At 65.3% G+C, this 23,841-nt stretch carries 20 protein-coding genes; 2 read left to right on the forward strand and 18 right to left on the reverse strand.

Annotation, left to right across the window (positions count from 1 at the left end; all coding sequences use genetic code 11):
- Positions 1–17: 17 nt before the first annotated feature.
- The 3 genes from VSR82_RS11735 to VSR82_RS11745 all read right to left on the reverse strand — a co-directional run bounded on the left by VSR82_RS11735 (position 18) and on the right by VSR82_RS11745 (position 4,365).
- Positions 18–1,769 (reverse strand): SulP family inorganic anion transporter, encoded by a 1,752-nt coding sequence (locus VSR82_RS11735; protein ID WP_368581985.1) that lies wholly within the window; start codon positions 1,767–1,769, stop codon positions 18–20.
- A gap of 82 nt (positions 1,770–1,851) precedes the next feature.
- On the reverse strand, positions 1,852–2,811 hold the full coding sequence (locus tag VSR82_RS11740; protein WP_368581986.1) for a DUF2950 domain-containing protein: 960 nt from the start codon (positions 2,809–2,811) through the stop codon (positions 1,852–1,854).
- A gap of 9 nt (positions 2,812–2,820) precedes the next feature.
- Positions 2,821–4,365 carry a DUF3300 domain-containing protein gene (locus tag VSR82_RS11745; protein ID WP_498857711.1) on the reverse strand — a complete coding sequence of 515 codons (1,545 nt, stop codon included), beginning with the start codon at positions 4,363–4,365 and terminating at the stop codon, positions 2,821–2,823.
- Positions 4,366–4,647: 282 nt separating this feature from the next.
- Between VSR82_RS11745 and VSR82_RS11750 the strand changes: the two genes are divergently transcribed.
- Positions 4,648–5,121 carry a glycine zipper family protein gene (locus VSR82_RS11750; RefSeq protein ID WP_368581988.1) on the forward strand — a complete coding sequence of 158 codons (474 nt, stop codon included), beginning with the start codon at positions 4,648–4,650 and terminating at the stop codon, positions 5,119–5,121.
- A gap of 18 nt (positions 5,122–5,139) precedes the next feature.
- Complete coding sequence (locus tag VSR82_RS11755; RefSeq protein WP_429456869.1) at positions 5,140–5,727, forward strand: hypothetical protein; 588 nt, start codon at positions 5,140–5,142, stop codon at positions 5,725–5,727.
- Positions 5,728–5,742: 15 nt separating this feature from the next.
- Here VSR82_RS11755 and VSR82_RS11760 read toward each other — a convergent pair whose 3' ends face one another.
- The 15 genes from VSR82_RS11760 to VSR82_RS11830 all read right to left on the reverse strand — a co-directional run bounded on the left by VSR82_RS11760 (position 5,743) and on the right by VSR82_RS11830 (position 23,841).
- A complete protein-coding gene (locus VSR82_RS11760) occupies positions 5,743–6,759 on the reverse strand; it encodes a hypothetical protein (RefSeq protein ID WP_429456867.1) in 1,017 nt (338 codons plus the stop codon).
- Between the two features lie 19 nt (positions 6,760–6,778).
- Complete coding sequence (locus tag VSR82_RS11765) at positions 6,779–7,036, reverse strand: RNA-binding protein (protein WP_176107432.1); 258 nt, start codon at positions 7,034–7,036, stop codon at positions 6,779–6,781.
- A 20-nt stretch (positions 7,037–7,056) separates the two neighbouring features.
- Entirely contained in the window at positions 7,057–7,839 is a 783-nt protein-coding gene (gene fabI / locus VSR82_RS11770; RefSeq protein WP_368581991.1) for an enoyl-ACP reductase FabI, read from the reverse strand.
- Between the two features lie 12 nt (positions 7,840–7,851).
- Positions 7,852–9,027, reverse strand: coding sequence for an acetate/propionate family kinase (locus VSR82_RS11775; protein WP_429456865.1), 1,176 nt, complete (start codon positions 9,025–9,027; stop codon positions 7,852–7,854).
- Positions 9,028–9,031: 4 nt separating this feature from the next.
- The gene (locus tag VSR82_RS11780; RefSeq protein WP_368581993.1) at positions 9,032–9,967 is read right to left on the reverse strand and encodes a phosphate acetyltransferase; all 936 of its coding nucleotides are present in this window, start codon (positions 9,965–9,967) and stop codon (positions 9,032–9,034) included.
- A 118-nt stretch (positions 9,968–10,085) separates the two neighbouring features.
- Positions 10,086–12,422 carry a DUF3141 domain-containing protein gene (locus VSR82_RS11785; protein ID WP_498857705.1) on the reverse strand — a complete coding sequence of 779 codons (2,337 nt, stop codon included), beginning with the start codon at positions 12,420–12,422 and terminating at the stop codon, positions 10,086–10,088.
- A gap of 178 nt (positions 12,423–12,600) precedes the next feature.
- Positions 12,601–13,224 carry a PqiC family protein gene (locus VSR82_RS11790; protein ID WP_429456860.1) on the reverse strand — a complete coding sequence of 208 codons (624 nt, stop codon included), beginning with the start codon at positions 13,222–13,224 and terminating at the stop codon, positions 12,601–12,603.
- Entirely contained in the window at positions 13,221–14,840 is a 1,620-nt protein-coding gene (locus VSR82_RS11795; RefSeq protein WP_368581996.1) for a PqiB family protein, read from the reverse strand. Before VSR82_RS11795 ends, VSR82_RS11790 begins: the two co-directional genes overlap by 4 nt.
- On the reverse strand, positions 14,824–16,104 hold the full coding sequence (locus VSR82_RS11800; RefSeq protein WP_368581997.1) for a paraquat-inducible protein A: 1,281 nt from the start codon (positions 16,102–16,104) through the stop codon (positions 14,824–14,826). The genes VSR82_RS11795 and VSR82_RS11800 overlap by 17 nt, the downstream gene beginning before the upstream one ends.
- Entirely contained in the window at positions 16,101–17,615 is a 1,515-nt protein-coding gene (locus tag VSR82_RS11805) for an efflux transporter outer membrane subunit (RefSeq protein ID WP_429456858.1), read from the reverse strand. Before VSR82_RS11805 ends, VSR82_RS11800 begins: the two co-directional genes overlap by 4 nt.
- A gap of 1 nt (position 17,616) precedes the next feature.
- On the reverse strand, positions 17,617–20,850 hold the full coding sequence (locus VSR82_RS11810; RefSeq protein ID WP_429456856.1) for an efflux RND transporter permease subunit: 3,234 nt from the start codon (positions 20,848–20,850) through the stop codon (positions 17,617–17,619).
- Between the two features lie 12 nt (positions 20,851–20,862).
- Positions 20,863–22,113 (reverse strand): efflux RND transporter periplasmic adaptor subunit, encoded by a 1,251-nt coding sequence (locus tag VSR82_RS11815; RefSeq protein ID WP_429456855.1) that lies wholly within the window; start codon positions 22,111–22,113, stop codon positions 20,863–20,865.
- A gap of 16 nt (positions 22,114–22,129) precedes the next feature.
- Entirely contained in the window at positions 22,130–22,522 is a 393-nt protein-coding gene (locus tag VSR82_RS11820) for a hypothetical protein (RefSeq protein WP_410849755.1), read from the reverse strand.
- Positions 22,523–22,677: 155 nt separating this feature from the next.
- Positions 22,678–23,067 carry a response regulator transcription factor gene (locus tag VSR82_RS11825; RefSeq protein WP_018437393.1) on the reverse strand — a complete coding sequence of 130 codons (390 nt, stop codon included), beginning with the start codon at positions 23,065–23,067 and terminating at the stop codon, positions 22,678–22,680.
- A gap of 150 nt (positions 23,068–23,217) precedes the next feature.
- A complete protein-coding gene (locus VSR82_RS11830; protein ID WP_176120520.1) occupies positions 23,218–23,841 on the reverse strand; it encodes a response regulator transcription factor in 624 nt (207 codons plus the stop codon).

The following is a 23,841-nucleotide window of genomic DNA, read 5'->3' on the forward strand; positions in this document are numbered from 1 at the left end:
TGGTTTTCTCCTCGAAATCATCCGCGACCCGCTTCGTCCGCGAAATCGCCGTTTTGCTGGAATGCGTCGACGAGGTCGGCCACCGAGCCGCGCCGGCTGATGTGGCCGACACGAACCTCGAGCCCCTCCGCGCGCAACAAGTCGCGCACGTCCGCGTGAGCGCCGACGATCTTCATCTCCGTGCCCGCCGCCTGCAGCGCGACGTGCATCGCCTTGAGCATGCGCGCGCCCGCCAGATCGACGACCGGTGACGCCGACAGATCGCAGATCACGAGCCGCACCGGCTCGGGCGCGGCGCGGATCATGCGCCAGATCGTCTCGCGCACGTGCTCGACGTTGAAGTAGAGCAGCGACGCCTCGACCCGCACCGCCAGCACATGCGCAATCGTCTCGTTTTCGGCATGACGTTCGAGATCGGAGAAATAGCGCGTGCCGGGAATACGCCCGAGCATCGCGACATGCGGATGCGCGGCGCGGCGGATGATCAGCAGCATCGACACCAGCACCGCGACGATCACGCCCTTCAGGATGCCCAACAGCAGCACCGCCGCGAACGCCACCATCGAAATCGCGAATTCGAAGCGGCTCACGCGCCACATATGACGCAATTCGCGGACATCGACGAGGCCTTTCACGGCCACGAGCACGATCGCCGCCAGCACGACGTTGGGCAGATTCGCGAGCAGTCCGGTGAGGAACATCAGACAGAAGCCGATCGCCAGCGACGCGAAGACCAGCGCCAGCGGGCTTTTCGCGCCGGCCTTGTCGTTCACCGACGATTGCGACAGCCCGCCCGCGACCGGAAACGCCTGGAACAATCCCGCCGCCAGATTGGCCGCGCCGAGACCGAGCAATTCCTGGCGGGCGTCGATCTCGTCGCCATGTGCCTGCGCGAGCGCGCGCGCGGCCGAAACGCTCTCGACGTAGGCGAGCAACAGGCACGCAAACGAGAGCGGGATGATGCCGTCGACATCGCTGATCCGCAGCCCCGGCAGACGGAATTCAGGCAAGCCCTGAGGGAGCGCGCCAACCAGCGTAAAGCCGCGGCTGCCCAGCGACGTGACGGACAACGCGACGATCGACGCAGCGACCACGGCGAGCGCCACCGGACGCCCCGGCAGAAACTTCTCGCCGAGCAGCAGCAACGCGATGCAAACGAGGCCGAAGGCGAACACGCTGACGTTGGTCAGCGGAAGCTGCCCCCACAGCACGGCGATCCGTTCGAAGAAAAATTCGCCGCCGCCTTTTACGCCGAACAGCTTCGGCAACTGGGTCATCGCGATCGTCAGCGCGGCGCCCGCCTTGAAGCCGAGCAGGATCGTCTCGCTGATGAAGCTGACGAGCGAACTCAGGCGCAGGAGCCAGCCGATCACGCACATGCACGCGATCAGCACCGACGTGAGCGCCGCGATCGACGCCCAGCGCGCCGGATCGCCGTCGGCCATCGTCGCGACCGTCACGCCGACCAGCATCGAGATCGCCGAGGTCGGGCCGACCGCGAGCTGGCGCGACGAACCGAACAGCGCGTAACAAAGGCCGCCGACCAGATAGCCGTAGATGCCGTATTGCGGCGGCAAGCCGGCGAGCGACGCATACGCGAGCGATACCGGAATGCCATAAGCCGCGAGCGTCACGCCGGCGACCGCGTCTTTCGCGAGCCAGCGCGGCTGATAGCTTCGCAGCCATTGCGCGGGAGGAAACGCGGAGCGCCACCCGCGCGCGGGTGGCGTGGCTGACGCGAGGCCGGTGACGCTGGGTGGGTGGTTCAACGTAGCGCCTCGAGTACGGAAGCGGAGCCGACGGAAGCACGGGTGCGCGGCGCCGGCATGGCCACCGCCGACCCTGAGCGGATCAGAGCGAACCCTTGACGCGCTGCCACGTGTGATCCGGGTTGAATTCGGTCACCGGCGGCGCATGCGGGCCACGGTCCTTCTGGTAGATCACGCCATTGTTGCTGACCACGAAGGTCATCACGCCGCTCTTGCCGTACTGCGCCGGATAAGCGACCATCGCGAACCCCGCGATCATGTGGCCGTTGATCACGTAGCTGAACGCGCCGCCCGGCGCGTTCTTGCCCTGCCGCGTCAGGATGTGGAACTGGTAGCCCCGGTAAGGATCGCCCGCCGCGTGGCCTTTCAGGTATTCGGAGCTGGCCGCGACGAGCGGGCCGAACGGACTCTCCTCTTCGTCGCTGTTTTCGTCGGTATGCCAGTAGAGACCGTCCTGCTTGCCCGGCGTGCTGGCCAGCTTCTGCGCGTATTCGTGCAGGCCGTCGTGGTTCCGGTCGCGCGACGCATATTGGCGCTGCGCGTCGAGATAAGCCTCCAGCACCCTGATCGCTTCGAGTTCGTTGGAGCCGATCCGTCGATTGATCAGTTCTTCTTCGCCCTCTTCGGTCGCGAAGCGCCAGCTGCCGCCCTCCTTGACGATCGGTATCGGCATCGGCCACGCCTCGTCGCCGACCAGCAGAATCCGCCGGTTCGGTCCCCTGTCGTCGAGCACGTGATAGGCGTCGAGCTCCTTGCTCGCCTTGGCCCAGTTCGCCTCGTTCTCTGCCTGATCCGGCGAGACCACGAGGCTCTTGTGCGTTTCGCCGAAGATCGCGACGAGCGACGCTTCGTCGTCGGTCTTCAGTGCGCTGGACAGCGCGGCGACTGCGTCTTCCGGGGTGGCGAAAGTGCGCTGCCCTGCGGCGAACGCCGCGAACGGAACCGACAGCGCGAGCACCATCGCGCACAGCCGCCGCGATGAGGCCACGCGTCGCCGCGAAACGTCGCGTGCGCGCTTTCCGGTGATGCTCTGCCCGCTCATGGCTGCTCCTTATCGCCGTCCGCCGCCGCGGCCGCCACCACCGGCCCGCGGCGAGAATCCGCCACCACCACGCCCGCCGCCCGAAAATCCGCCGCCGCCACCGCCGCCGAATCCACCGCCACCGGCGTATCCGCCTCCGCCGCCACGCGCCGCCGACTGGCGGCTCGCCGCGCCGCGCGCGCTATTGGCTTGCGCGTCGCGCGCCGAGCCGTAGCCGCTGAACGCATCGCCGCCGCGTGCGCCCGTCGACGCGGTCGGACGCTGGGACGGCTGCGGCCGCCCTTGCGCGCCAGCGCCGCCACCGGAGAAGTTGGCTCCGGCACCGCCGCCAGCACCGGCACCGCCGCCGGCAAAGTTCGCACCGGCAACGCCGCCCGCTCCACCGCGGTTGCCGCCTGCCAATCCACCGCCCGCGCCAGCACCCGCGCCGCCGCCGCGCGACGGCGGATCGCCGACCCGCTGCGTGCGCGCCGAGCGATCCGAGATACCGCTGACCTGGCCCGGCTTCTTGTCCGGGGTCCACGCGGAGGTACCGCCTCCCTGCCCGCGACCACCGCCGCGGTTGATGTCGCCGGTGTTGACATTGCCGCTGTTGATATTGCCGCGCTCGACGTTCCTGTCGCCCCGGTTAACAGTTCTATCGCCGCGCTCGACGTTTCTTTCGCGGTTGATGTTGATGTTGTTGTTGCCGCCGCCCCCGTAATGCGTTTCATAGTGCCCGCCGTTCCAGGCGGCGGTAATCGCCGCGCCCCAGATCAGCCCCGTCGCGAGCGCGGCGCCGGGCGCGTACGGATAGTAGTAGGCCGGATATGGCGTGGGCGCATACGCGTAGGTCACGGGTGCACTGGCCACCACGACGGTCTGCGGGTTGTACTGCGGCACGTAGATCACCTGCGGATCGGCCGGCTGGATCTTGATCACTTCCTTCTCGACGACCACGACCTGCTTGTCGTCGGATTTCAGATGCCCCGCCGATTGCGTTTGCCGCCGGAAGCGCTGAATCGCTTCGAGCACCGAGCCCTGATCGGCGACGACGGCTTCGCCGAGATCGATCGTCCAGTCGAGATCGGTGCTCATGTTCTTGACGATGTCGGGGTAATTCAACAGCGCCTTCACCGGATCGTGCCACGCGTCGTTGAGTTTCAGCGACTTGTTGTTCTTGTACTGATCGAGAAACCGGTCGGCCTGCACGATTTCCACCGGATAGGTGGACGCAGGCAGGATGATCGCGATCAGGTCGTCCGGATACAGCGCGATCGGCCCGACGAGCTTGTCGAGCGTCGCCGCGGGAATGGGCGCGTTGACCGCGTTCGCCGGGGCGTTCGCGGCCGGCGCCTGCGCCAGCGATACCGTAGCGGAGAACGCGCCGCAGCACGCCAGAAGCGCGGCGCCCAGCACATGGCTGACGCGTCGCGCGCGCCTCGGCTCTTCGTCGAGCGCCGTTGCAAACGGGATGGTGCGTGCATGCGCACGCGAATCGCGGTCCATCGATGCTTCCCCTTGCGCTTCGTCAGCGGCCTCGGGCTGCATCGCTACGCGGCAGTCCACGGCCATAATCTTTGACAGACAGTTCTCCGAAGCAATGGAAACGACCTGCACCTGTTGCATGAATACAGTTTGGAAATCACAAGCGATCTTGCAAATACGACCTTGGTCCGATTGCGCGCGACAGGCCCGCGACAGCATGATGAAAGCGAACCTGCCATTGCTGCGCATCCATCGCGCGGCAACCGGTCCCATCAGAATTCCCATTCACGGGTGCCGGTTGCGCCCTCACGCCTGAACCAACAGGCAGCCGGCGACTCGCACCCGCGTGTGCCCACGCAAGGAGCTGTCGTGAACAAATCGACGAAATATGCCTTGATTGCCGCATTGACGGCGTCGCTATCGCTGGAAGGCATCGCGCAATCGAGGCCGATAGCGTATCCGGCCAGAGGGCAAAGCCCGCAGCAACAACAGCAGGACGAAGGGGCCTGCTATGGGTGGGCAAAGAACAACACCGGCATCGATCCGACCCAGGTCGCCAACGCCCCGCCTCCGCCTTCCGGCCCCGCGGTGGGAGGCGGCGAGCGCGTGCAGGGCGCCGCGCGCGGCGCGGCCGGCGGCGCCATCATCGGCGCGATCGCGGGCGATGCCGGCAAGGGCGCGGCGATCGGCGCCGCGACCGGCACGATGGTCGGCGGATCGCGCGCGCGGCAGAACCGGCGCGCGGCCGCGGCAAATTCGCAGGCGCAAACGCAGGGCGCGATGGACACGTTCAATCGCGCTTTCGCCGCATGCATGTCGGGCCGGGGTTACACCGTCAATTGATCACGCTAGGGGAACAGAATGATTAACCGCAAACTGATGATCGCGGCGGCGCTCGTGTGCGTCGCGAATACGGGGTTCGCTCAGACGGAGACACCGGTCACGGTCAAGAGCGAGCCCGGCAGAGTCACCGTGTCGGGCACGGTCAAAACCACTTCGACGGTCGTCGGCATCGAGCCGGAAACGCGCACCGTCCTGCTCAAGGACCCGAAGGGCAAGGTCGTGCAGGTCGTGGTCGGCGAGGAAGCGCGCAATTTCGATCAGATCAAGGTCGGCGACGTGGTCAAGGCCGAGTATTCGCAGGCACTGACCCTCATGCTGAAAAAAGGCAACGCCCCGCTGACGGCGAACGAAACCCAGACGCTCGATCGCGCACCGGCGGGCGCGAAACCCGGCGGCTCGGCCTCGCGCCAGGTCACGATCATGGCTAACGTGATCGCGGTCGATCGCCAGAGCGGCGTGGTCACGCTGAAAGGCCCGCAAGGAAACATGGTGGATCTGGTCGTGCAGGACCCTGAACAACTGAAGCGGATCAAGAAAGGCGACCAGATGCAGGCGGTCTATACCGAGGCCGTGGCCATCGCCGTGGAACCGGTCGCCGGCAAATAGCGAGCATCGCTCGCGTCAGATCAGGCGGTGCGCTTGCGCGAGGTCGCTGAGGGGCGGCGAAAAATCAGCGCGTCGGAAACGCACCGTCGAGAACACCCGCATCGCATTGGGACTTGCCGGCAGATGCGCAAGGCGAAACTCGATTTCGTGCGCGGGCCGCGTATCGCCGTCTTCCACGACGACGTTCATCCGGTCGAGCCGGTATTTGCTCTTGCGCACGTAGAAATGCGCATCCGGCGCCTGCAGTACGCCGCACATCACGTCGAGATGCCGCTCCAGCGCCTCGGTCTTCAGGCCCAACTCAGCCAGCGCCTGATCGTTCTCTTCGATCTGTGCCTGTAGCTTCGCCACCTCCGCGTAGTTCGACGACGCGTCGCTGCCCAGCAACGAGCGCACGCCCGCCCCTTGCCGTTCGAGAATCGTCAGACGCGTTTTCAGCAGCGCCTTTTCGCGTTGCAATTCGTCCTGCCGCGAGGTCTCGGCCTCGATCTTGGCGAGGCCCTCGAGCACGAGCTGATCGACGATCCGCAACACGATTTCACGCCGCAACGCGGCTTCGGACTCGCCGCATACGCGCACCTGGTGATCGCTGAAGTTGAGGGTCGTCTGCGCGAGGTCGGTCTGAGTCGTCTCGCCTTGCTGGCCGACGCCGAAAACGCGCCGCTCATCGAAGGCCATGCCGAGCACCGCGAATACCGGGTCGGCAACGGGATGGTCGTTGAAGAACTGATTCAGCTCGTGGGAGCGGTTGAAGACCGGGCAGACGTCGTCGGGTGTGGCGAAAAAGGCGTGGATGTACGGGTCGGTCGCCCACGCCGCCGCGCTCGCTTCGCGCGCGGGCGGCACTTCATCGGCGAGCCGGTCCAGATAGGCGAGCGTGTGTTGCGCGGCGGGCCGCAGGCGCGACGCATAGTTGCGCGCGAGCCGCAACGACGGAGAGAGCCCGACGATCCGCTCGATGATTTCGTTCGCCTGCTGATCGTCGCTCTCCTGGGCAGCGCTGCGCTTCGTCAGCCACGACAACAGACCCATCTCCGGCTCCCGTCGCCCGTTACGACTCGTCGCGCTCCGGCAGCAACTGCGCGACGATCGTGTGGTTCTTCCAGAACAGGTTATGCACGCGGCTTTGCAATATGCGCAGCCCGTCCGTGGGCACGTCGTCGAAGACGACCACCGCACCCGGACGCGAACCCGTGCCGGGCACCCGCTGGATCGAGCTGAAGCGCGGGAATCCGTAGCGAATCAGGAACTCGCCGATCTCTTCGTCGGAGACGCTTTCCTCGACGTTTCCAAGAAACAGTTCAGCCATGATGCTTACTCCTCCAGACCCTAAGCAACGATGTTCAATCCGCCGTCGATATACAAGGTGGAACCGGACACGCGCCGCGCATACGGTGTGGCCAGAAACGCACAGGTATAGCCGACGTCCATGATGTCGACCAGTTCGCCGAGCGGCGCGCGCTGCACCGCTTCGTTGAGCAGCAGCTCGAAATCCTTCAGGCCCGAAGCGGCGCGAGTCTGCAGCGGTCCGGGAGAAATCGCGTGCACGCGGATACCTCTCGGTCCGAGCTCGAACGCCAGATAGCGCGCGCAGGCTTCGAGCGCCGCTTTGACCGGGCCCATCAGGTTGTAGTTCGGCACCACCTTGTTCGCGCCGTAGTAGCTCATCGTCAGCATGGTGCCGCCGTCTTTCATCAGCGGCGCGGCGAGGCGCGCCATCCGCACGAACGAATGGCAGGAGATGTCGATCGCGCTCAGGAAGCCCTCGCGCGACGATTGCAGCAAGCCGCCCTGCAGATCCGCTTTGGGCGCCCATGCAACGGCGTGAACGAGAATGTCGAGCTCCCCCCATGTTTTCTCGATCCGCTCGAATACGGCCTCCATTTCGTTCTCGCCCGTTACGTCGAGCGGCATGAAGATCTCGGCATCGAGCGCTTTGGCGATCGGTTCCACATAAGGGCGCGCCTTGTCGTTCGCATAGGTGAGCGCGACGCTCGCGCCGAGGTCGCGAAACGCCTTCGCGCATCCATAGGCAATCGAATGCTCGTTGGCGACGCCGGTCACGAGGGCCTTCGCTCCTTCGAGAATCAAACGCGGTTGCTCGACAGACATGATGAAACTCCTCTATGGGGCGATAGCGCGCGTATGACGGGCAATCATCAGTTCCTCGTTGGTGGGCACGACCCACACCGCCAGCTTGCTCGAAGGTGTAGTGATCAGCGACCCGTTCGCCCGATTCGCCGCGTCGTCGAGTTCGGCGCCGAGCCACGCGGCGTCGCGCACGATGCGCTCGCGAATCTCGACCGCGTGCTCGCCGATGCCGGCCGTCAGCACCAGCGCGTCGATACCTTGCATCGCCGCGGCTAGACTGCCGAGTTCGCGCCCGATGCGGTAGGTGTAGACGTCGATTGCAAAGCGCGCGCGCGGGTCGTCGCTGTCGAGCAGCACGCGCATGTCGCCCCCGATGCCCGACAGGCCGAGCAGCCCCGAGCCCTTGTAAAGCAGGTCCGCGATCGCCTGCGAATCCATCTTCAGCTCGTCGAGCAGATAGAGAATCACGCCGGGGTCGAGGCTGCCGCACCGCGTGCCCATCGGCAGGCCTTCCACCGCCGTGAAGCCCATCGTGCTGGCCACGCTCTTGCCCGCGACCATCCCGCACATGCTCGCGCCGTTGCCCAGATGCGCGACCACGGTACGCCCCGCCGCCGCGTCCGGTGCGATCTCCGGCAGCACGCTCGCGATGTATTCGTACGAAAGCCCGTGAAAGCCGTAGCGCCGCACGCCGTGGTCGGTAATCGACGGGGGCAGCGCATAGGCCTGCGCGGTCTCGGTCTGCGTGCGATGAAACGTGGTGTCGAAGCACGCGACCTGTGGAAGGTCGGGACGCAGTTGCGCAAGGATGCGGATCGGCGCGAGGTTATGCGGCTGATGCAGCGGCGCGAGCGGGCTCAGGCTGTCCAGCTGGTCGATGACCTCGGGGGTCACGAGGACGGGGCCGGTAAAGCGCTGTCCGCCATGCACGACACGATGCCCGACCGCCTTCAGTTGATTGCCGCTGCCGTGCTCGCGCAAGAAGCCGCCCAGATATTCGATCGCGCCCTGATGGCCGAGGCGATGGCCGTCGCCCCATTCGTGCGAGCTGACGTTGCCGTCGCGATCGGTCGCGCGAAAACGCGGGTTCGTGTAAAGCGCTTCGATCTGGCCGCGCAGAATCAGCTCGAGTTGCGCGTGTTGCGCGTCGAAGGCCCGGAACTTGAGGCTCGACGAGCCTGCGTTCAATACGAGGATCACATCCGACATGGCATCACCCGACCACCTTGGCGGCCTCGCGCCTTGCCTTCGCCACCAGTGCGGCGACCGCGCACGACGCGAGACGCGTCGACAGCGAATCCGCGCGGCTCGTCAGAATGATCGGCACGCGCGCGCCTAGCACGATGCCCGCCGCGTCAGCGCCGGCCAAAAACGACAGGCTTTTCGCCAGCATGTTGCCCGCTTCGAGGTCCGGCACCACCAGTACATTGGCGCGTCCCGCCACCCGCGATTCAATGTTCTTGATGCGCATGGCTTCGAGGCTGATCGCGTTGTCGAGTGCAAGCGGACCGTCGACGAGACCGCCGGTGATCTGCCCGCGGTCCACCATCTTGCACAGCGCCGCCGCTTCCACTGTCGATGGAATCTTCGGATTGACGCTCTCGGTCGCGGACAGGATCGCCACGCGGACTTCTTCAAATTTCAGCGCGTGGCCGAGATCGATCGCGTTCTGCAGGATGTCGACCTTCTCTTCGAGCGTCGGCGCGATGTTGATCGCGGCGTCGGTGATGATCAGCGCGTTCTCGTACGCGGGCACGTCCATCACGAAGCAATGGCTGATGCGCCGCTCGGTGCGCAGGCCGGTGTCACGGCGAATCACCTCGGCCATCAGCTCGTCCGTGTGCAGGCTGCCCTTCATCATGGCCTCGGCCTTGCCTTCGCGCACCAGTTGCACGGCTGCGGCGGCAGCGGCATGGCTATGCGGTGCATCGACGATCGTGAAGTCCGAGATGTCGATGCCGTGCTCGGCGGCGATCGCTTCGATACGGACGCGCGGCCCGACCAGAACCGGCTCGATCAGGCCCATGCTCGCCGCTTCGACCGCGCCCTGCAGCGAACTCTGGTCGCACGGGTGCGCGACCGCTGTCGGCATCGCCGGCAGCGTCTGGCAGAACTCGATCAGGCGCTGATACTTCGCGTGCTTTTCCATCGGCTTATTCCTCGTGTGTACAACGCGTTAGATTCGCGACGCGCGATGCGCCCGGCTTACGGGCACCGTGCTTACCGTTGCGTCACGCTTGCGTCCGGCTGCGCATCGCGCCGCTCGCTCACATGCGCGTGGGGTCAGGCAAACGCGCGTCGCGCTTGCGGTTCACCCGCGAACCCAGCACCGCGCGGATGCGTTCGAACGCGTCCTTTTGCGCGGCGTCGGGCGAGGCGTTCAGCACGCGCTCGTCACTCGCCAGCTTGTCGAGCAGTTGCAGAAAGCGCTCCCGGTCCTCGCTATGGGAAAGCAGCTTCGGCAGCGTCGCAATCGCCTTGTCCGGTTCGAGGCTGACGATGATTTCCTGCTCGCCCCGGATGCGCCGCCAGTGATCGCTGCTGATGTCCGGCAGATACTCCGCGTAGCTTTCGGCGATCTCCTTGCGCAGCTCGTAGCGCGCGAGCGGCAACGACTCGCCCCTTCGCGACAACAGGAAGGCCGCGCGCGCGAGCGCCTCCGTGTAGCCGCCGTCGCCGATCGCCTCCAACGCGGTGCGTACGAACGGCAGCTCGCGCGGATCGATTGCGCCGGCCTGCGCGGGCGCGCCATCGGCGGCCGGCTTGCTCAGGTACGTCGCATACAGATTCGCGTACACGCTGAAGAAGCCGGCCTCGGTCGCCGCGTCGCGCATCGCGCGGTAATAGTCGAGCGACGCGCTGATCATTTGCGAGCCGTTGCGTTCGAGCTTGCTCCATGGGTTATCCGCGCCGGTCCGCTGACGATTCTCACGCACCGACTGCGCCGCCGCCGGCAGCCAGCCGAGCCACGGGTTCATCGCGGAAACGGCCCAGCGCTGCCAGCGCAGCGGATGGAACTGGCGCAGCATGCGGGCGCTCGTTTCGTTCGACATCGCCTGCACGAACGGCTGCGCGAACAGTTCGTACATGCGCTGATTCACATCGGACACCGCGGCGACCGCTTCGAACGGCTTTTCGTCGATGCGGCCGAAGCGGTTGTAGCGCGCGGCAATCTCTTCGAGCCGCCGCTCAAGAAATTCCACTTCGTACTCGATCTCTCCGGCCGCATTGCGGGTCTCGTTGATGGTCATGCCGTAGAGTCCCGGCGGAAACGTTTCGATGGTCTCTAGCACGGAGACGATCTGCTTGTGCTCTTTCTTCGCGACTTTGCCGGACACGAAAATGCCCAGATGCCCGATGTTCTGGTGCGTCAGACCGACGATCACCTGGCCGCGCGCCTTGATCTCCTCGGTGCTGCCGTACAGGTCCGCGACCCAGTTGAACGCCTGTTGAGGTGGCGTGATGTTGTCGCCCATCGACGCGAACAGGACGATCGGCGAGCGGATTTCACGTAGATCAAATGCCTGGCCGCTGCTGTTCGTCACATCGCCCGACCACAGCTTGTTGCCGACGAACAGGTTGCGCGTGATCCATTCGATCTCCTCGCGATTCATCAGGTAGTAGCTGCCCCACCAGCGCTCGAATTCCAGAAAGCGCGGCGGTTCGGTATCGACGTTCGAATACAGGTGGTAGTACTTGTCCCAGAACGTGTTGGCCGGGTTCAGGTTCTCGAAGTTCTGCACCAGATACGCGCCGTCGAACTTGCCGTTGCCGAGATCCGCCGCGTACGACGCGAGCCAGGCGCCGCCCAGCATGCCGCCCGAGTAGCGCATCGGGTTGTCGCCCTCGCCTTCGCTCCAGGCCGCGCTCCAGTACGACATCGGCGCACCGTTGATGACGATCGGGCCGGTCTCCTCGGGGTCGGAGCTGGCGAGCATCATCGCCGCCCAGCCGCCCTGGCAATTGCCGACGATCGCGGGCTTCGGACTGTCCGGATGCAGCGCGCGCACCTTGCGCACGAAGCGCTGCTCGGCGTTGCACACGTCGAGCAGAGTTTGACCGGGTTCGGGGTCGCGAAAGAACCCCACGAAGTAGACGGGATAGCCCGCGCGCAGCGCGATGCCCGCCTGCGAATCGTCCTTGAAGCCGCCGATGCCGGGGCCGTGCCCCGCGCGCGGATCGATGATCAGATACGGGCGCTTGCGCACGTCGACGCCCACGCCTTCGAGCGGACGAAGTTGCAGCAGCGCATAGTTGACCGGCCGCTCGAACGTGCGCCCGTCGAGCAGCATGTCGTACTCGAAATGCAGCACCGGCGTCGGACCGCTGACGCTGCGTTCGACGAATTCGTTGCCGCGCCGGTACAGCGTGTCCCAGAACAGCAGCGAACGCTGCGCGGCATCCACCGTGTATTGCCACGCGCTGAGCGGATCGAATGGCGCGGGCATCGCGCTTGCAGTCGGCGCGCCATCGTGATCGAGGCCCAGCGTTTCGGTGACCCGTTGGTTCAGATGCTGCTGGGCGATTTGCGTGCGCTTTTGCAGCACGCGGGTGATTTTCGAGGCAATGTCCTGGCTTTGTGACAACAGCGTTTCAGCGTCCATCGGAAGACTCCTGAAAGGTGCGCGTCACGATCGCTGCGGACGCACGCGCCGTGCATCGATTGAATCGTGGAGTTGGCCCTGACCGGTGGCAATCGGACCAAGGTCTTATTATGCGCGCGACCCGACGCGGCACCCGGGGTCGGGCGCCGTACGCGTCGATGTGACGCGGCGCGACGCGTCATTGAACGGGGTTCGCCTGCACTGCGGCGGCGATATCGCGGCTCACCGAGGCGAGCGCGCGATCATGAGCGGCGATGATCGGCTCGAAGCCGGGACCGGACACGCTCTCGCGAGCGACCGAGCGGCCGGTGACCGCGCGGATCTTGCCGGGCGGGCGCACGGCCCACAGCACGTCGACGGTGACGTCGCGCCCCGGCACGGACTCGAAGCGCATCACGTCGATCCGCACGCGCCAGACGACGGACGGATCGCGTACCGCATCGAACACCGAAATCTGCTGCGAGTTCAGCAGTGCGCCGAGGTCGGCCGCGATCACCCGGCCGATGTCGCCACCGAGCGGCTGCGCCCAGCGGTCGAACTCGTTGACCTCGACCTCGTTGTTGCCGATGCGCGTGACGATCTGCGGCCGGTCCACGATCTCGGGAATCGTGACCGGTCCGACCACGGCCGCGATCGGCCGGCTCGCGCCGGTGCTGCTCAGCGATTCGTCGGGGCTCAGCGTGTAGAAGTTCGTCGCCGGCGACTTGCAGGCGCCGAGCAGAGCAGCGGCGAGCGCGAGCATCACGCAGGTCGTGAGGCGGGCCGAAAAGCGGGGCAATGAGCGGACGGTCGCATCTGTCATGGCTTCTTGTCCTCCGACTTGCCGCGCACGAGCGATTCCGGATGCTGCGCCAGATAGTCGGCCAAGGTGCGTAGCGACGCCGCGGTGCGGGTCAGTTCACGCATTGCGTCCTCCGTCGACTGCTGCAGCGACGAGTCCGGCTGCAGCGCGGCATTCGCCGAATCGAGCGTGGATTGCGCCGACAGCAGCGTGTCGAACGCTTTCGGCACGACCTGGGTGTGGAGCTGCCCGAGCATCGCGTTGGTGGTGCGCAGCGTCGAGCGCGCGTCTTTGCCGATATCCTCGAACGGTATGTTGTTGATCTTGGTCAGCAGTCGCGAGACCGAGTCCTGCAGCGATTGCAGCGTGCGCGGAGTCGCGGGCATTTCGGGCGGCGTCTTGCTCCAGTCGATCGACGCCTTCGGCGCGTCGGGGAAAAAATCCACCGCGAGATAGAGCTGGCCCGTCAGCGGATTGCCGCTTCTCAACTGGAAGCGCAAGCCGCGCTCGACGAGGAAGTTCGCAAGCGCGCGCGGGTTCTCGACTAGCCGTCCGCCGTCGCCGTCGCCGTCGTTCTGATAGCGCGACGTGAACCGCTCCGGATAGAGATTGATCTCGACCGGAATGCTGAACTGGCGCGTCTTAGGATCAAAGCGCGTGTAGATCGCCGTCACTTCGCCGATCACGACGCCACGGAAATCGACTGGCGCGCCGACCGTCAGACCGCGTACCGAATCTGTGAAATTCACCACGTACTTGTCGACGATGCGATCGTGCTTCTCCATCGCGTCGGCGCGCCTGGGGTACAGCTCGAACCGCGTGCCGCTATCGGCGCTCGTCTCTACCTGCGATCCTGGCGGCGATTCGAACGCGATCCCGCCGATGATGATCGAGACGATCGACTGCGTTTCGAGGCGCAAGCCATTGCTGTCGAACGACATGTCGACACCGCTCGCGTGCCAGAAACGCGTGTCGGTTCTCACGAACCGGTCGTAGGGCGCGTTGACGAACACCTTCACCGTGACGCCACGGCCGTCCGGGTCCAGGTGGAACGACGAGACCTGGCCCACCTGGATTCTGCGGAAAAACACCGGCGTGCCCACGTCGAGCGAGCCGAGCCCGACTCCGTGCAACGTGTACTCGCGCCCCGGCACATCGCTCGCGATCGCGGGCGGTTCCTCCAGGCCGACGAAACTGCGGCGCGCTTTCGGCGAATTGCCGACGTCGACGTCGATATACGAGCCCGACAGCAGCGTGCCGAGCCCCGACACCGTGCCGCCCGAAATGCGCGGACGCACGACCCAGAAGCGCGTGTTGTCGACGAGCAGGTCCGACACGTCACGCGTCACCTCGGCCTTGGCCACCACGCGCTTGTGGTCCGGCGTCAGCGATACCGCTTCGACCACGCCGATGTCGACGTCCTTGAACTTGAGTTTCGTCTTGCCTGCTTCGAGACCGTCGCCGGTCTTGAAGCTGATGCTGATCTGCTCGCCGCGCTCCATCACCGCCTTCACCGCGAGCCAACCGCCGATCAGGATCGCGACGATCGGCACGAGCCAGACCAGCTGCATCCGCCAGCGCGAGCGCGGCACCGGCTCAGCGTCGGGCAGCTCGGGCTCTTCAGTCGGAGTGGACACGTTCGGTCTCCATGGCGTCCCACATCAGGCGCGGATCGAACGCCATCGCGGCGAGCAGGGTAAGCACGACGACCGCGCCGAACGCGATCGCCGCGGGCCCGGCCTTGATCGTCGCCAGCGCCTGGAACTGCACCAGCGCGACCAGCATCGTGATCACGTAGATGTCGAGCATCGACCAGCGCCCGATCAGCTCGATCAGCCGATAGATCCGCGTGCGCTGCCCGGGCAGCCATTGCCAACGAAGCTGCGTCGACAACGCGAGATAGCCGATGCCGAGAATCTTCAGCATCGGCACGGCGATGCTCGCGATGAATACGAGCACCGCGAGCGGCCACGAGCCCGATACCCACAGGTAGACCACGCCGCTCAGGATCGTGTCTTTCTGCGAGCCGAACAGCGAACTCGTGTCCATCACGGGCAGCACGTTGGCCGGAATGTAGAGCACCATCGCGGCCAGCAGATACGCCCACGTGCGTGACAGGCTCGCGGGCTTGCGCAGGTGCAACGGCGCCTTGCAGCGCGGACAGACATGCTTGCCGGCACCGCCGGGCTGCTTGAGCAGCAGGCCGCATTCTTCGCACAGCACGAGCCCGTAGGCAGCCGCCGTGATGGCGTTGCGGCGCACGCGGATCGGCGGCAATTGCCATGCTTGCGCGCCGCGCGCCGCCGTGATGCGCGCCCACACCTCGCGAGGATCGAACGTCGCGGCCGCGGCCGCGAGCAGCAGCATCAGCGCGATGAACGACCACAGCGCGGTGCCCGGCACCACCTTGGCGATATGCGCGAGCTTGACCAGCGCGACCAGCAGACCGAGGATCAGCACCTCGGTCATGCCCCACGGCCGCGCGAGCTGAAACAGGCGAAAGAACTCGACCGGGCGCCACGGCGCGCGCCCGAAGTGCAGCGGCACCAGCAGCCACAGCATCGCCGCGGTTTGCAGCACCGGCGTGACGATCGTCGTGAGGCCGACCAGCAACGCGAGCGGCCACGCGCCATGGGTGTACAGCATGCGCACCGACCCCGCGAGCGTCGTCTGTACGATATTGCCGTTCAGCGACAGACCGACGATCGGAAACGCGTTCGAGATCACCAGCAGCACCGCCGACGCGCACGAGAATGCGAGCGCATACTCGGGCCCGTTCGAGCGTCCGCGCCTGAGCTCCGCGCGGCAACGCTGGCAGCGCAACGCATTGCCGGCGGCGGGCGGCGCGCCGAGCTGAAGCAGGTCGCACTCTTCGCACGCGATCAGCTCGTTGCCCGTCATCTCGCCTCCACTGCACCCGACGTTCCACCCGGCGCGGGCAAGTTCTGCGAGACCGGCGCCATCGCCGGCGACGCTTGCGGTGCCACCGGCGGTGCAGTCAGTTTTTCCGCCTCGGCCACCCAGCCGCCGCCCGTCGCCTTGTAGAGCGTGACGTACGAGGTCAGCACCGCGCCTTGAGTCTGCGCATAGCTCAGTTGCGCGTTGAACAGGCTGCGCTCCGCATCGAGCACTTCGATATAGCTCGTATAGCCGCCTTCGTAACGCTGCCGCGCGAGGCGCGCATACGTGACCAGCGCTTCGACCTGGAGGTTTTGCGCATCGAGTGCCTGATGAGTCTTCTGCACGGAGATCAGCGAGTCCTCGACCTCCTGGAACGCCACCTGAATCGCCTTTTCATACGAGTACAGCGCTTCCTGCTGGCGCGCTTCGGCCTGATGCACCTGGCCGGTGATATTGCCCGCCGTGAAGATCGGCTGCGTGACGCTGCCCGCAAACGACCACACGCGCGCCGGTCCGGTGAACAGATTCGAGAACTGCGCGCTGACCGAACCGAACAGCCCGGTCAGCGAAATCGACGGGAAGTACAGCGCGCGCGCCGCGCCGATCAGCGCGTTTTGCGCGACCAGCGTCTGCTCGGCCTCCAGCAGATCCGGACGGCGTTCGAGCAGTTCGGACGGCAGCCCCTCGGGAATCGGCGGCGTGCCCATCTGCGACAGCTCACGGCCGCGCAGAATCGCGCCGGGATTCCTGCCGATCAGCACCGACAACGCGTCTTCCTGCTGGCCGATCTGCGCTTCGAGCTGCGGCACCGTGACCTGCGCGGCTTGATACTCCGACTGGCTTTGCGCGAGTTCCATCTGCGAGACCTCGCCGTAGCGGAAACGCGCCTCGAACACGCGCACCGATTCCGCGCGGCTTTGCACGGTCTCCTTCGCGATCTCGAGCTGCCGGTCCAGACTGCGCAGATTGATATAGGCCGACGCGACCGAGCTGACCAGCGTCAGAATCGTCGCGCGGCGGCCCTCTTCGCTGGCGAGCAGATTCGCGCGCGCTGCCTCCGTTTCGCGGCGCACCTTGCCGAACAGATCGAGCTCCCACGACACCGCCAGGGTCGCGTCGAACTGGTTGTAGACGGGGCTCACGCCCTTCGGCACCGTTACGGCTTCAACCTGCGAGACGCGTTGGCGCGACGCGTCGGCGCCTGCCGAGACTTGCGGGAACAGCCCGGAACGCGTGGTCACGAACATCCCGCGAAACTCGTCGACCCGAGCGGCCGCGACCTTCACGTCGCGGTTGTCCTGCAGCGCGGTGGCGATCAGCTGATTGAGCACCGGGTCCTGAAACTGCTCCCACCATACGGCGTTGGCGATGCCCGCGGCCTCGCCCTGGGTGAACCGATAGGTGGCCGGCACGTCGACCGCCGGGCGTTGGTAATTGGGGCCTAGCAGGCATCCGCTCAGCGCGAGCAGCATGACGGATGCGAGCAGACGCGTCGGTGCCGTGCCGCGCATGTCATTCACCTTCCCGCGGCGCGGACGGCGCCTCGCTCGACGCACCGGGCCCGGCCACCGCCGAGGGCTCCCGTCCCGCGCCGCCACTGTGTTGCGCGTCCGGCTTCGATTTTTTGCCTCCCTTCGAGCGCGACGACATCGATTCGAGCAGGTAATAGAACATCGGAATGAAGAACACCGCGATCGCCGTCGCGCCCAGCATCCCGCCGATCACACCCGTGCCGATCGAATGGCGGCTGTTGGCCGACGCGCCGGTCGCGATCGCGAGCGGCACGCAGCCGAGAATGAACGCGAGCGAGGTCATCACGATCGGGCGGAGCCGTTCTTCCGCCGCGGTCATCGTCGCGTCGAGGACCGATGCGCCGCCCTCGCGGTTGAGCACCGCGAATTCGAAGATCAGGATCGCGTTTTTCGCGGCGAGCGCGACCAGCATCGTCAGGCCGATCTGGAAGTAGACGTCGTTGGACAGCCCGCGCAGCATGATCGCGAGCAGCGCGCCAAACAGCGCGAACGGCACCGCCATCAGCACGCCGAACGGCAGCGTCCATTTCTCGTACTGCGCGGCGAGGATCAGGAACACCATCACGAGACCGAACACGAACACGAGCCCGGAGGTGCCGCCCGACTGCCGCTCTTCGAACGCTTCGCCGCTCCACGCGACGTCGTAACCGTCGGGCATCTGCGCGGCGAGCTCTTCGAGCGTGGAGATCACCTGCCCGGAGCTATAGCCCGGCGCGGCATTCGCCGTGACCTTGACGGCCGGGAAGTTATTGAAGCGGGTGACGAGGTCGGGGCCCGTCACATAGCGGTAGGTCGCCAACGCCTTGATCGGCACCATCGTACCGTTGGTGCTGCGCACGAAGATCTGATCGAGATCGGTCGGCTTCAGGCGATACGACGGCTCAGCCTGCAGGATCACCTGCCACAGCCGGGCCGAACGGTTGAACTGCGACACGTACAGCGAGCCGAACATCGTCTGCATCGCGCTATAGACGTCTTCCACCGGCACGCCGAGCGTCTCCGACTTGTCGCGATCGACGTTGACCATCAGTTGTTGCGACGACGCATTGAACGTCGAGGTCACGCGAGTCAGTTCCTTGCGCGCCCGCGCTCTCTGCAAAAACTGGTCGACCACGCCCGCGAGCTGTGAGATGTTCCCGTCACCCTTGCTCTGGATCCACACCTCCGTGCCGCCCGTCGTGCCGAGCCCAGGAATCGACGGCGGATTGACCGGCAGCACGATCCCCTCCTGCACGTTCGAGAAGTACTTATACGCGTCGAGCAGAAGCGCGCGCGCATTCTGCGTCCTGATGTTGTCCCGCGTGTAGCGTTCGTCGAAGCTCTTCAGACCGACGAAGAATGTGCCGGCATTGTTCTTGTTCTGACTGTCGAGCAGGCTGAACCCATCGATTGTGGTGATGCTGCCGACCCCCTCCCGCTCCTTGAAGTAGTCGGTGATGCGTTGCGATACCTGGCCGGTGCGGTCGAGGCTCGCGGCATCCGGCATGATGACCGCGCCGAGCAGATAGCCCTGGTCCTCGGGCGGCAGGAACGCGGACGGAATCGAGCGCACCATCAGCACCGAGAGCGCGATCAACGCCACGAAGAACACGAGCCCCATGATGCAGCGCTTGATGATAACTTTGACCGCGCGCGTATAGCCCGCCGTCATGCGGGCGAACTGATTGTCGAACCAGCGGAAAAAGCCCTTCTTCTCGTGGTGCGCGCTCTTCAGCAGCAATGCGGCGAGCGCCGGCGACAAGGTCAGCGCGACGATGCCGGACAGCACCACCGAAATCGCGATCGTGATCGCGAACTGCTTGTACAACTGCCCGGTGATGCCACCGAGAAACGCAACGGGCACGAACACCGCGCACAGCACCAGCACGATCGCCACCACCGGCCCGGCGACTTCGTCCATGGCCATTTTCGAGGCTTCTTTCGGCGACAGCTTGTGCACCGTCATGTTGCGCTCGACGTTCTCGATCACCACGATCGCATCGTCGACGACGATACCGATCGCGAGCACCATGCCGAACAGGGTCAGCATGTTGATCGAAAAGCCGACCAGCAGCATGAACATGCAGGTGCCGACGATCGACACCGGCACCGCGACGATCGGAATCAGCGTGGCACGCAGGCTTTGCAGGAACACGAACACGACGATCACGACGAGCACCAGCGCTTCGAAGAACGTGTGGATCACGTCCGAGATCGACGCCCGCGTGAACTCGGTCGTGTCCATCGCGATCTCGTAGGTCATGCCTTCCGGAAACGACTTTTTCAGCTCCGCGAGCGTCTTGCGCACCTGCTTCGACACTTCGAGCGCATTGGCGCCCGGCTGCTGATACACGGCCAGCACCGTGGCCGGCTTGCCCTGGAAGCGGCTGCGAATCGAGTAGTCCTTCTGGCCCAGCTCGGCGCGGCCGATGTCCTTCAGGCGCACGATCGCCGCGCCGCCGCTCGCCGCGCGCACGATGATGTTGTCGAACTGCGACGGCTCCGCGAGGCGCCCCGTGGTCGTGACCGCGAACGACTGCTGCACCGCGGAGCCCGTTGGCGACTGTCCGATGCTGCCGACCGCGAACTGCTGGTTCTGGTTCGAGACGACCTTCTGCACGTCGGCGGCCGTCACGCCCAGTTGCGCCATTCGGTCAGGCTTCAACCATATTCGCATCGCGTAGTCTGGATTACCGAATATGGACGACTGGTTCGCGCCGGGAATCCGCTTGATCGCGTCGAGTACGTAGATGTTCGTGAAGTTCGCGATATAGGTCGCGTCGTAGCGGTCGGTGGGCGAATAGACCGCGATCACCATCATGAACGCCGACGACTTCTTCTGGACCTGAACGCCCTGCGACTGCACCGAGCTCGGCAGTTGAGGCAGCGCGAGATTCACGCGGTTCTGCACGTCGACCTGGGCCAGTTCGGGATTCGTGCCGATGTTGAAGAACACGTTGAGCGTAAAACTGCCGGTCGACGAACTGGACGAGTTCATGTAGATCATGTTGTCCGCGCCGTTGACCTGCTGCTCGATCGGCGCGGCGACGTTGTTCGCGACGACCTCGGCGCTCGCGCCCGGGTAAGTCGCGGACACGGTGATCTGCGGCGGCGTGACATCCGGGTATTGCGCGACCGGCAGCGCGAACATCGCAATCGCGCCGCCGAGCGTGATGACGATCGAGATGACCGACGCGAAAATCGGCCGGTCGATGCAGTAGCGCGAGATATTCATGTGGGCGCCCCGTCACTCGGCGGCGGGCGCCGCTGCCGCGCCGCTCTGCGATGCAGCCGTCGCCACCGCCGCCGAGTCCTTGGCCGCTGGCAGCTCCTTGACGATCTTCAGCTGCGAATCCGCGGTGACGCGCAGCGCGCCATCCACGACGATGCGCTCGCCCGCCTTCAGTCCATCGGACACGAACCAGTTGTCGCCCTGCCACTCGCCGACTTCGATGACCCGCTGATGCGCCTTCGCATCGTTACCCACGACCCACACGAAGTGACTCTTCGCGCCCTGCAACACCGCGCGCTGCGGCACCAGCGTCGCGTTGGGCCGGATCGCACCGCCGACGCGGGCCTTCACGAACTGCCCCGGACGCAAGGTGTATTTCGGGTTGGCGAAGGTCGCGCGCACGAGGAAGGTTCCCGTTTCGGTGTTGAACGCCGGGTTCGCGAAGTCGATCTGGCCTTGCTCGGCATAGAGCGTGCCATCGGCAAGAATCAGATGCACGGAGAAATCGTTGTTCGGCGGAAAGCGCAGCCGTCCGGCCGCGATTTCGTCGCGGTACTTCAGCATCTCGTTCTCGGAGATGCTGAAGTTCACCCACATCGGGTCGAGCTGGTACACATAGGTCAGCAAGCTGCTGTTGCCGGTTGCCGTCACGTAGCTGCCATCCTGCTGACGTGCGAAGCTCGACAGCCCGTTCAGCGGAGACTTGATCGTCGTGTAGCCGAGATTCAGCTGCGCGGTATCGACTTCGCCCTGCGCGGCGAACACCGCCGCGGCGCTTTGCTTCTCGTTGCCGACAGCGTCGTCGAGATCCTTCTTGCTCAACGCGTTCTGCGCCGCCAATGGCTGCACGCGCGCGAGATTGGCCTTGGCGACTTCGAGACGCGCCTGCTGCTGGGCGAGCTGCCCTTTCGCGGTCTGCAGCGCGGCCTCGAACGGCTTGCGGTCCATCTGGAACAGCGTCTGTCCCGTCTTGACCAACGTGCCTTCGGTGTACATGCGCTTGTCGAGGAAGCCGTCCACTCGCGAGCGGATCTCGACTTCGCGCGAACTCTGGGTCTGCGCGGTGAATTCGAAGTCGACCGGCGTGTCCTGCTGGACGACCGTCATCACCGTCACTTCCGGCAAGGCTGCGACCGGCGGTGGCGCTTCCTTCTTGCACGACGCGAGCAGCGTGAGCAGCATCAGTGCCGCGACGACGGCGAGCAACGGGAGAGGGCCGCGAGAATCCGGCCGCGGCGAGGCCAAACACACGGGTACGGTTTTCATCGCGCACTCCGCCTGATTACAAAGGCGTGCAGTTGCCGAACAGCACGAAGGCATCGTTTCTGTTCGCGATCATCAGCGTCATCTCGCCGTCCGTCGAATCGACGGCCAGCGTCCAGCCGAAGCCCATCTCATTGCCAAGCATCACGATCTGATCCGCCTCTTTGGTAACCGAGAGCATCGGCGTCGTGTGCGCGGGGCCGACGACCGCGCGTTTGTCGAAGTCGAGCGTCAGGAATTTCGGCAGACCGAGATCCGCGGGTAGCGCGCGCGTGCAGGCGATCCCCGGATCGCAGGCGTGCGCGTCGATCGTCGCGCACATCAGCCGCTTGCTGCCGTCGAAGTCCGCCGCGCCCACCTGCATCGCAGCGGTACCGAGAAGAATCGCGAGACAAACCGAAATTGATTTCATCACTTGCGCTCCCGCTTTTATCGTTGAACGCTGCCGCGTTACGCGCGGCGCAGCCGGCGTTCGGTTCGACGCTTGGACTGAGTTCAGTTTGGTGGTCCGAAGAAACGGCGGCAATCGGACCTTGGTCTCATATCTTCCGGTGCGAAGGCGCGCGTTCAGGGTGTCGGCGGCGGACCGCCGATGGCCACCTCGACGGCCTTGAACAGAATCGCGCTGGTGAAAGGCTTGCGCAGATATGCGGCCGCGCCGGCCGCGAGCGCGGCCTGGCGGACGGAGAGATCTTCATAGGCGGTAATCATGATCACCGGCACGCCCATTTGCGCGAGCTGACGCTGGACTTCCAGACCGTTGGTTCCCGGCATCTGGACGTCCAGAATCACGCAGGCAGGCCGATACGACGGAATTGCCGCAAGCGCATTCAAGAACTCGTCACCGCTGCAAAACGTCTCCGCCCTGATACCTTCGGAATGCAGCAAACGCTTGATAGCTCGGCACACCGACTCGTCATCGTCGACCACCGCAACGAATTGGTTAGGGTTGACCATATGACAGCGCGAACGCGCGGCCGCTCCGGAAAGGGGACCTCTGATGCCTTAGCGTACTGGTTGAAACCCCGATGAGATATAAGACTTTGGTCCACTAGCGGTGTCGGCCAGCGCCGCTGAAAGTGGCGGCGCAACGCGCGAGCTGGGCGATTATTCTTCGTCGGCCGTACAAAGGCCGCCCTTTCGCACCAGATGAACGAGTTCGACGATCGATCGGGCCTTCATCTTCTCCATCACGCGGGCCCGATGAATCTTGATCGTTTTTTCGGCCGCGCCCAGATCGCTCGCAACCTGCTTGTTCAGACGGCCGGTCACGACGAGCTCCATCACTTCGCGCTCGCGCCGGGTCAGATGCCGCATTCGCTCTTCTATTTCCTCGCGTTCGTGACGCCGCCTGCTTTCCACACATGCGCGCGCGAGCGCGCGATCCACCGCGGCGAGCAACAGCGAGTCGCGCACCGGTTTGGGCAGAAAGTCGACGGCTCCGCCTTTCATCGCGTCGACGCTCGAGCCGATGTCGCCGTGGCCGGTCAGAAAGACGATCGGCAGCAGCTGATCGAGCTTGCGCTGCACTTCGAGTCCCGTCATGCCCGGCATCTGCAGATCGAGAACGAGGCAGGCCGGCATGCTCGTCAAATCGGCCCGTTCGAGAAAGGCCTCGGGACTGTCGAAGCATTCGACCTGGTAGCCGGAGGCGCGCAGCAAGCGGGCGAGCGCGCTGCGCACGCTGCCGTCGTCGTCGACGATGAAGACGCGAGTGTTGGTCTGGTTCAT

It is taken from the genome of Burkholderia sp. JPY481 (assembly GCF_038900515.1).
Lineage (GTDB): Bacteria > Pseudomonadota > Gammaproteobacteria > Burkholderiales > Burkholderiaceae > Paraburkholderia > Paraburkholderia youngii.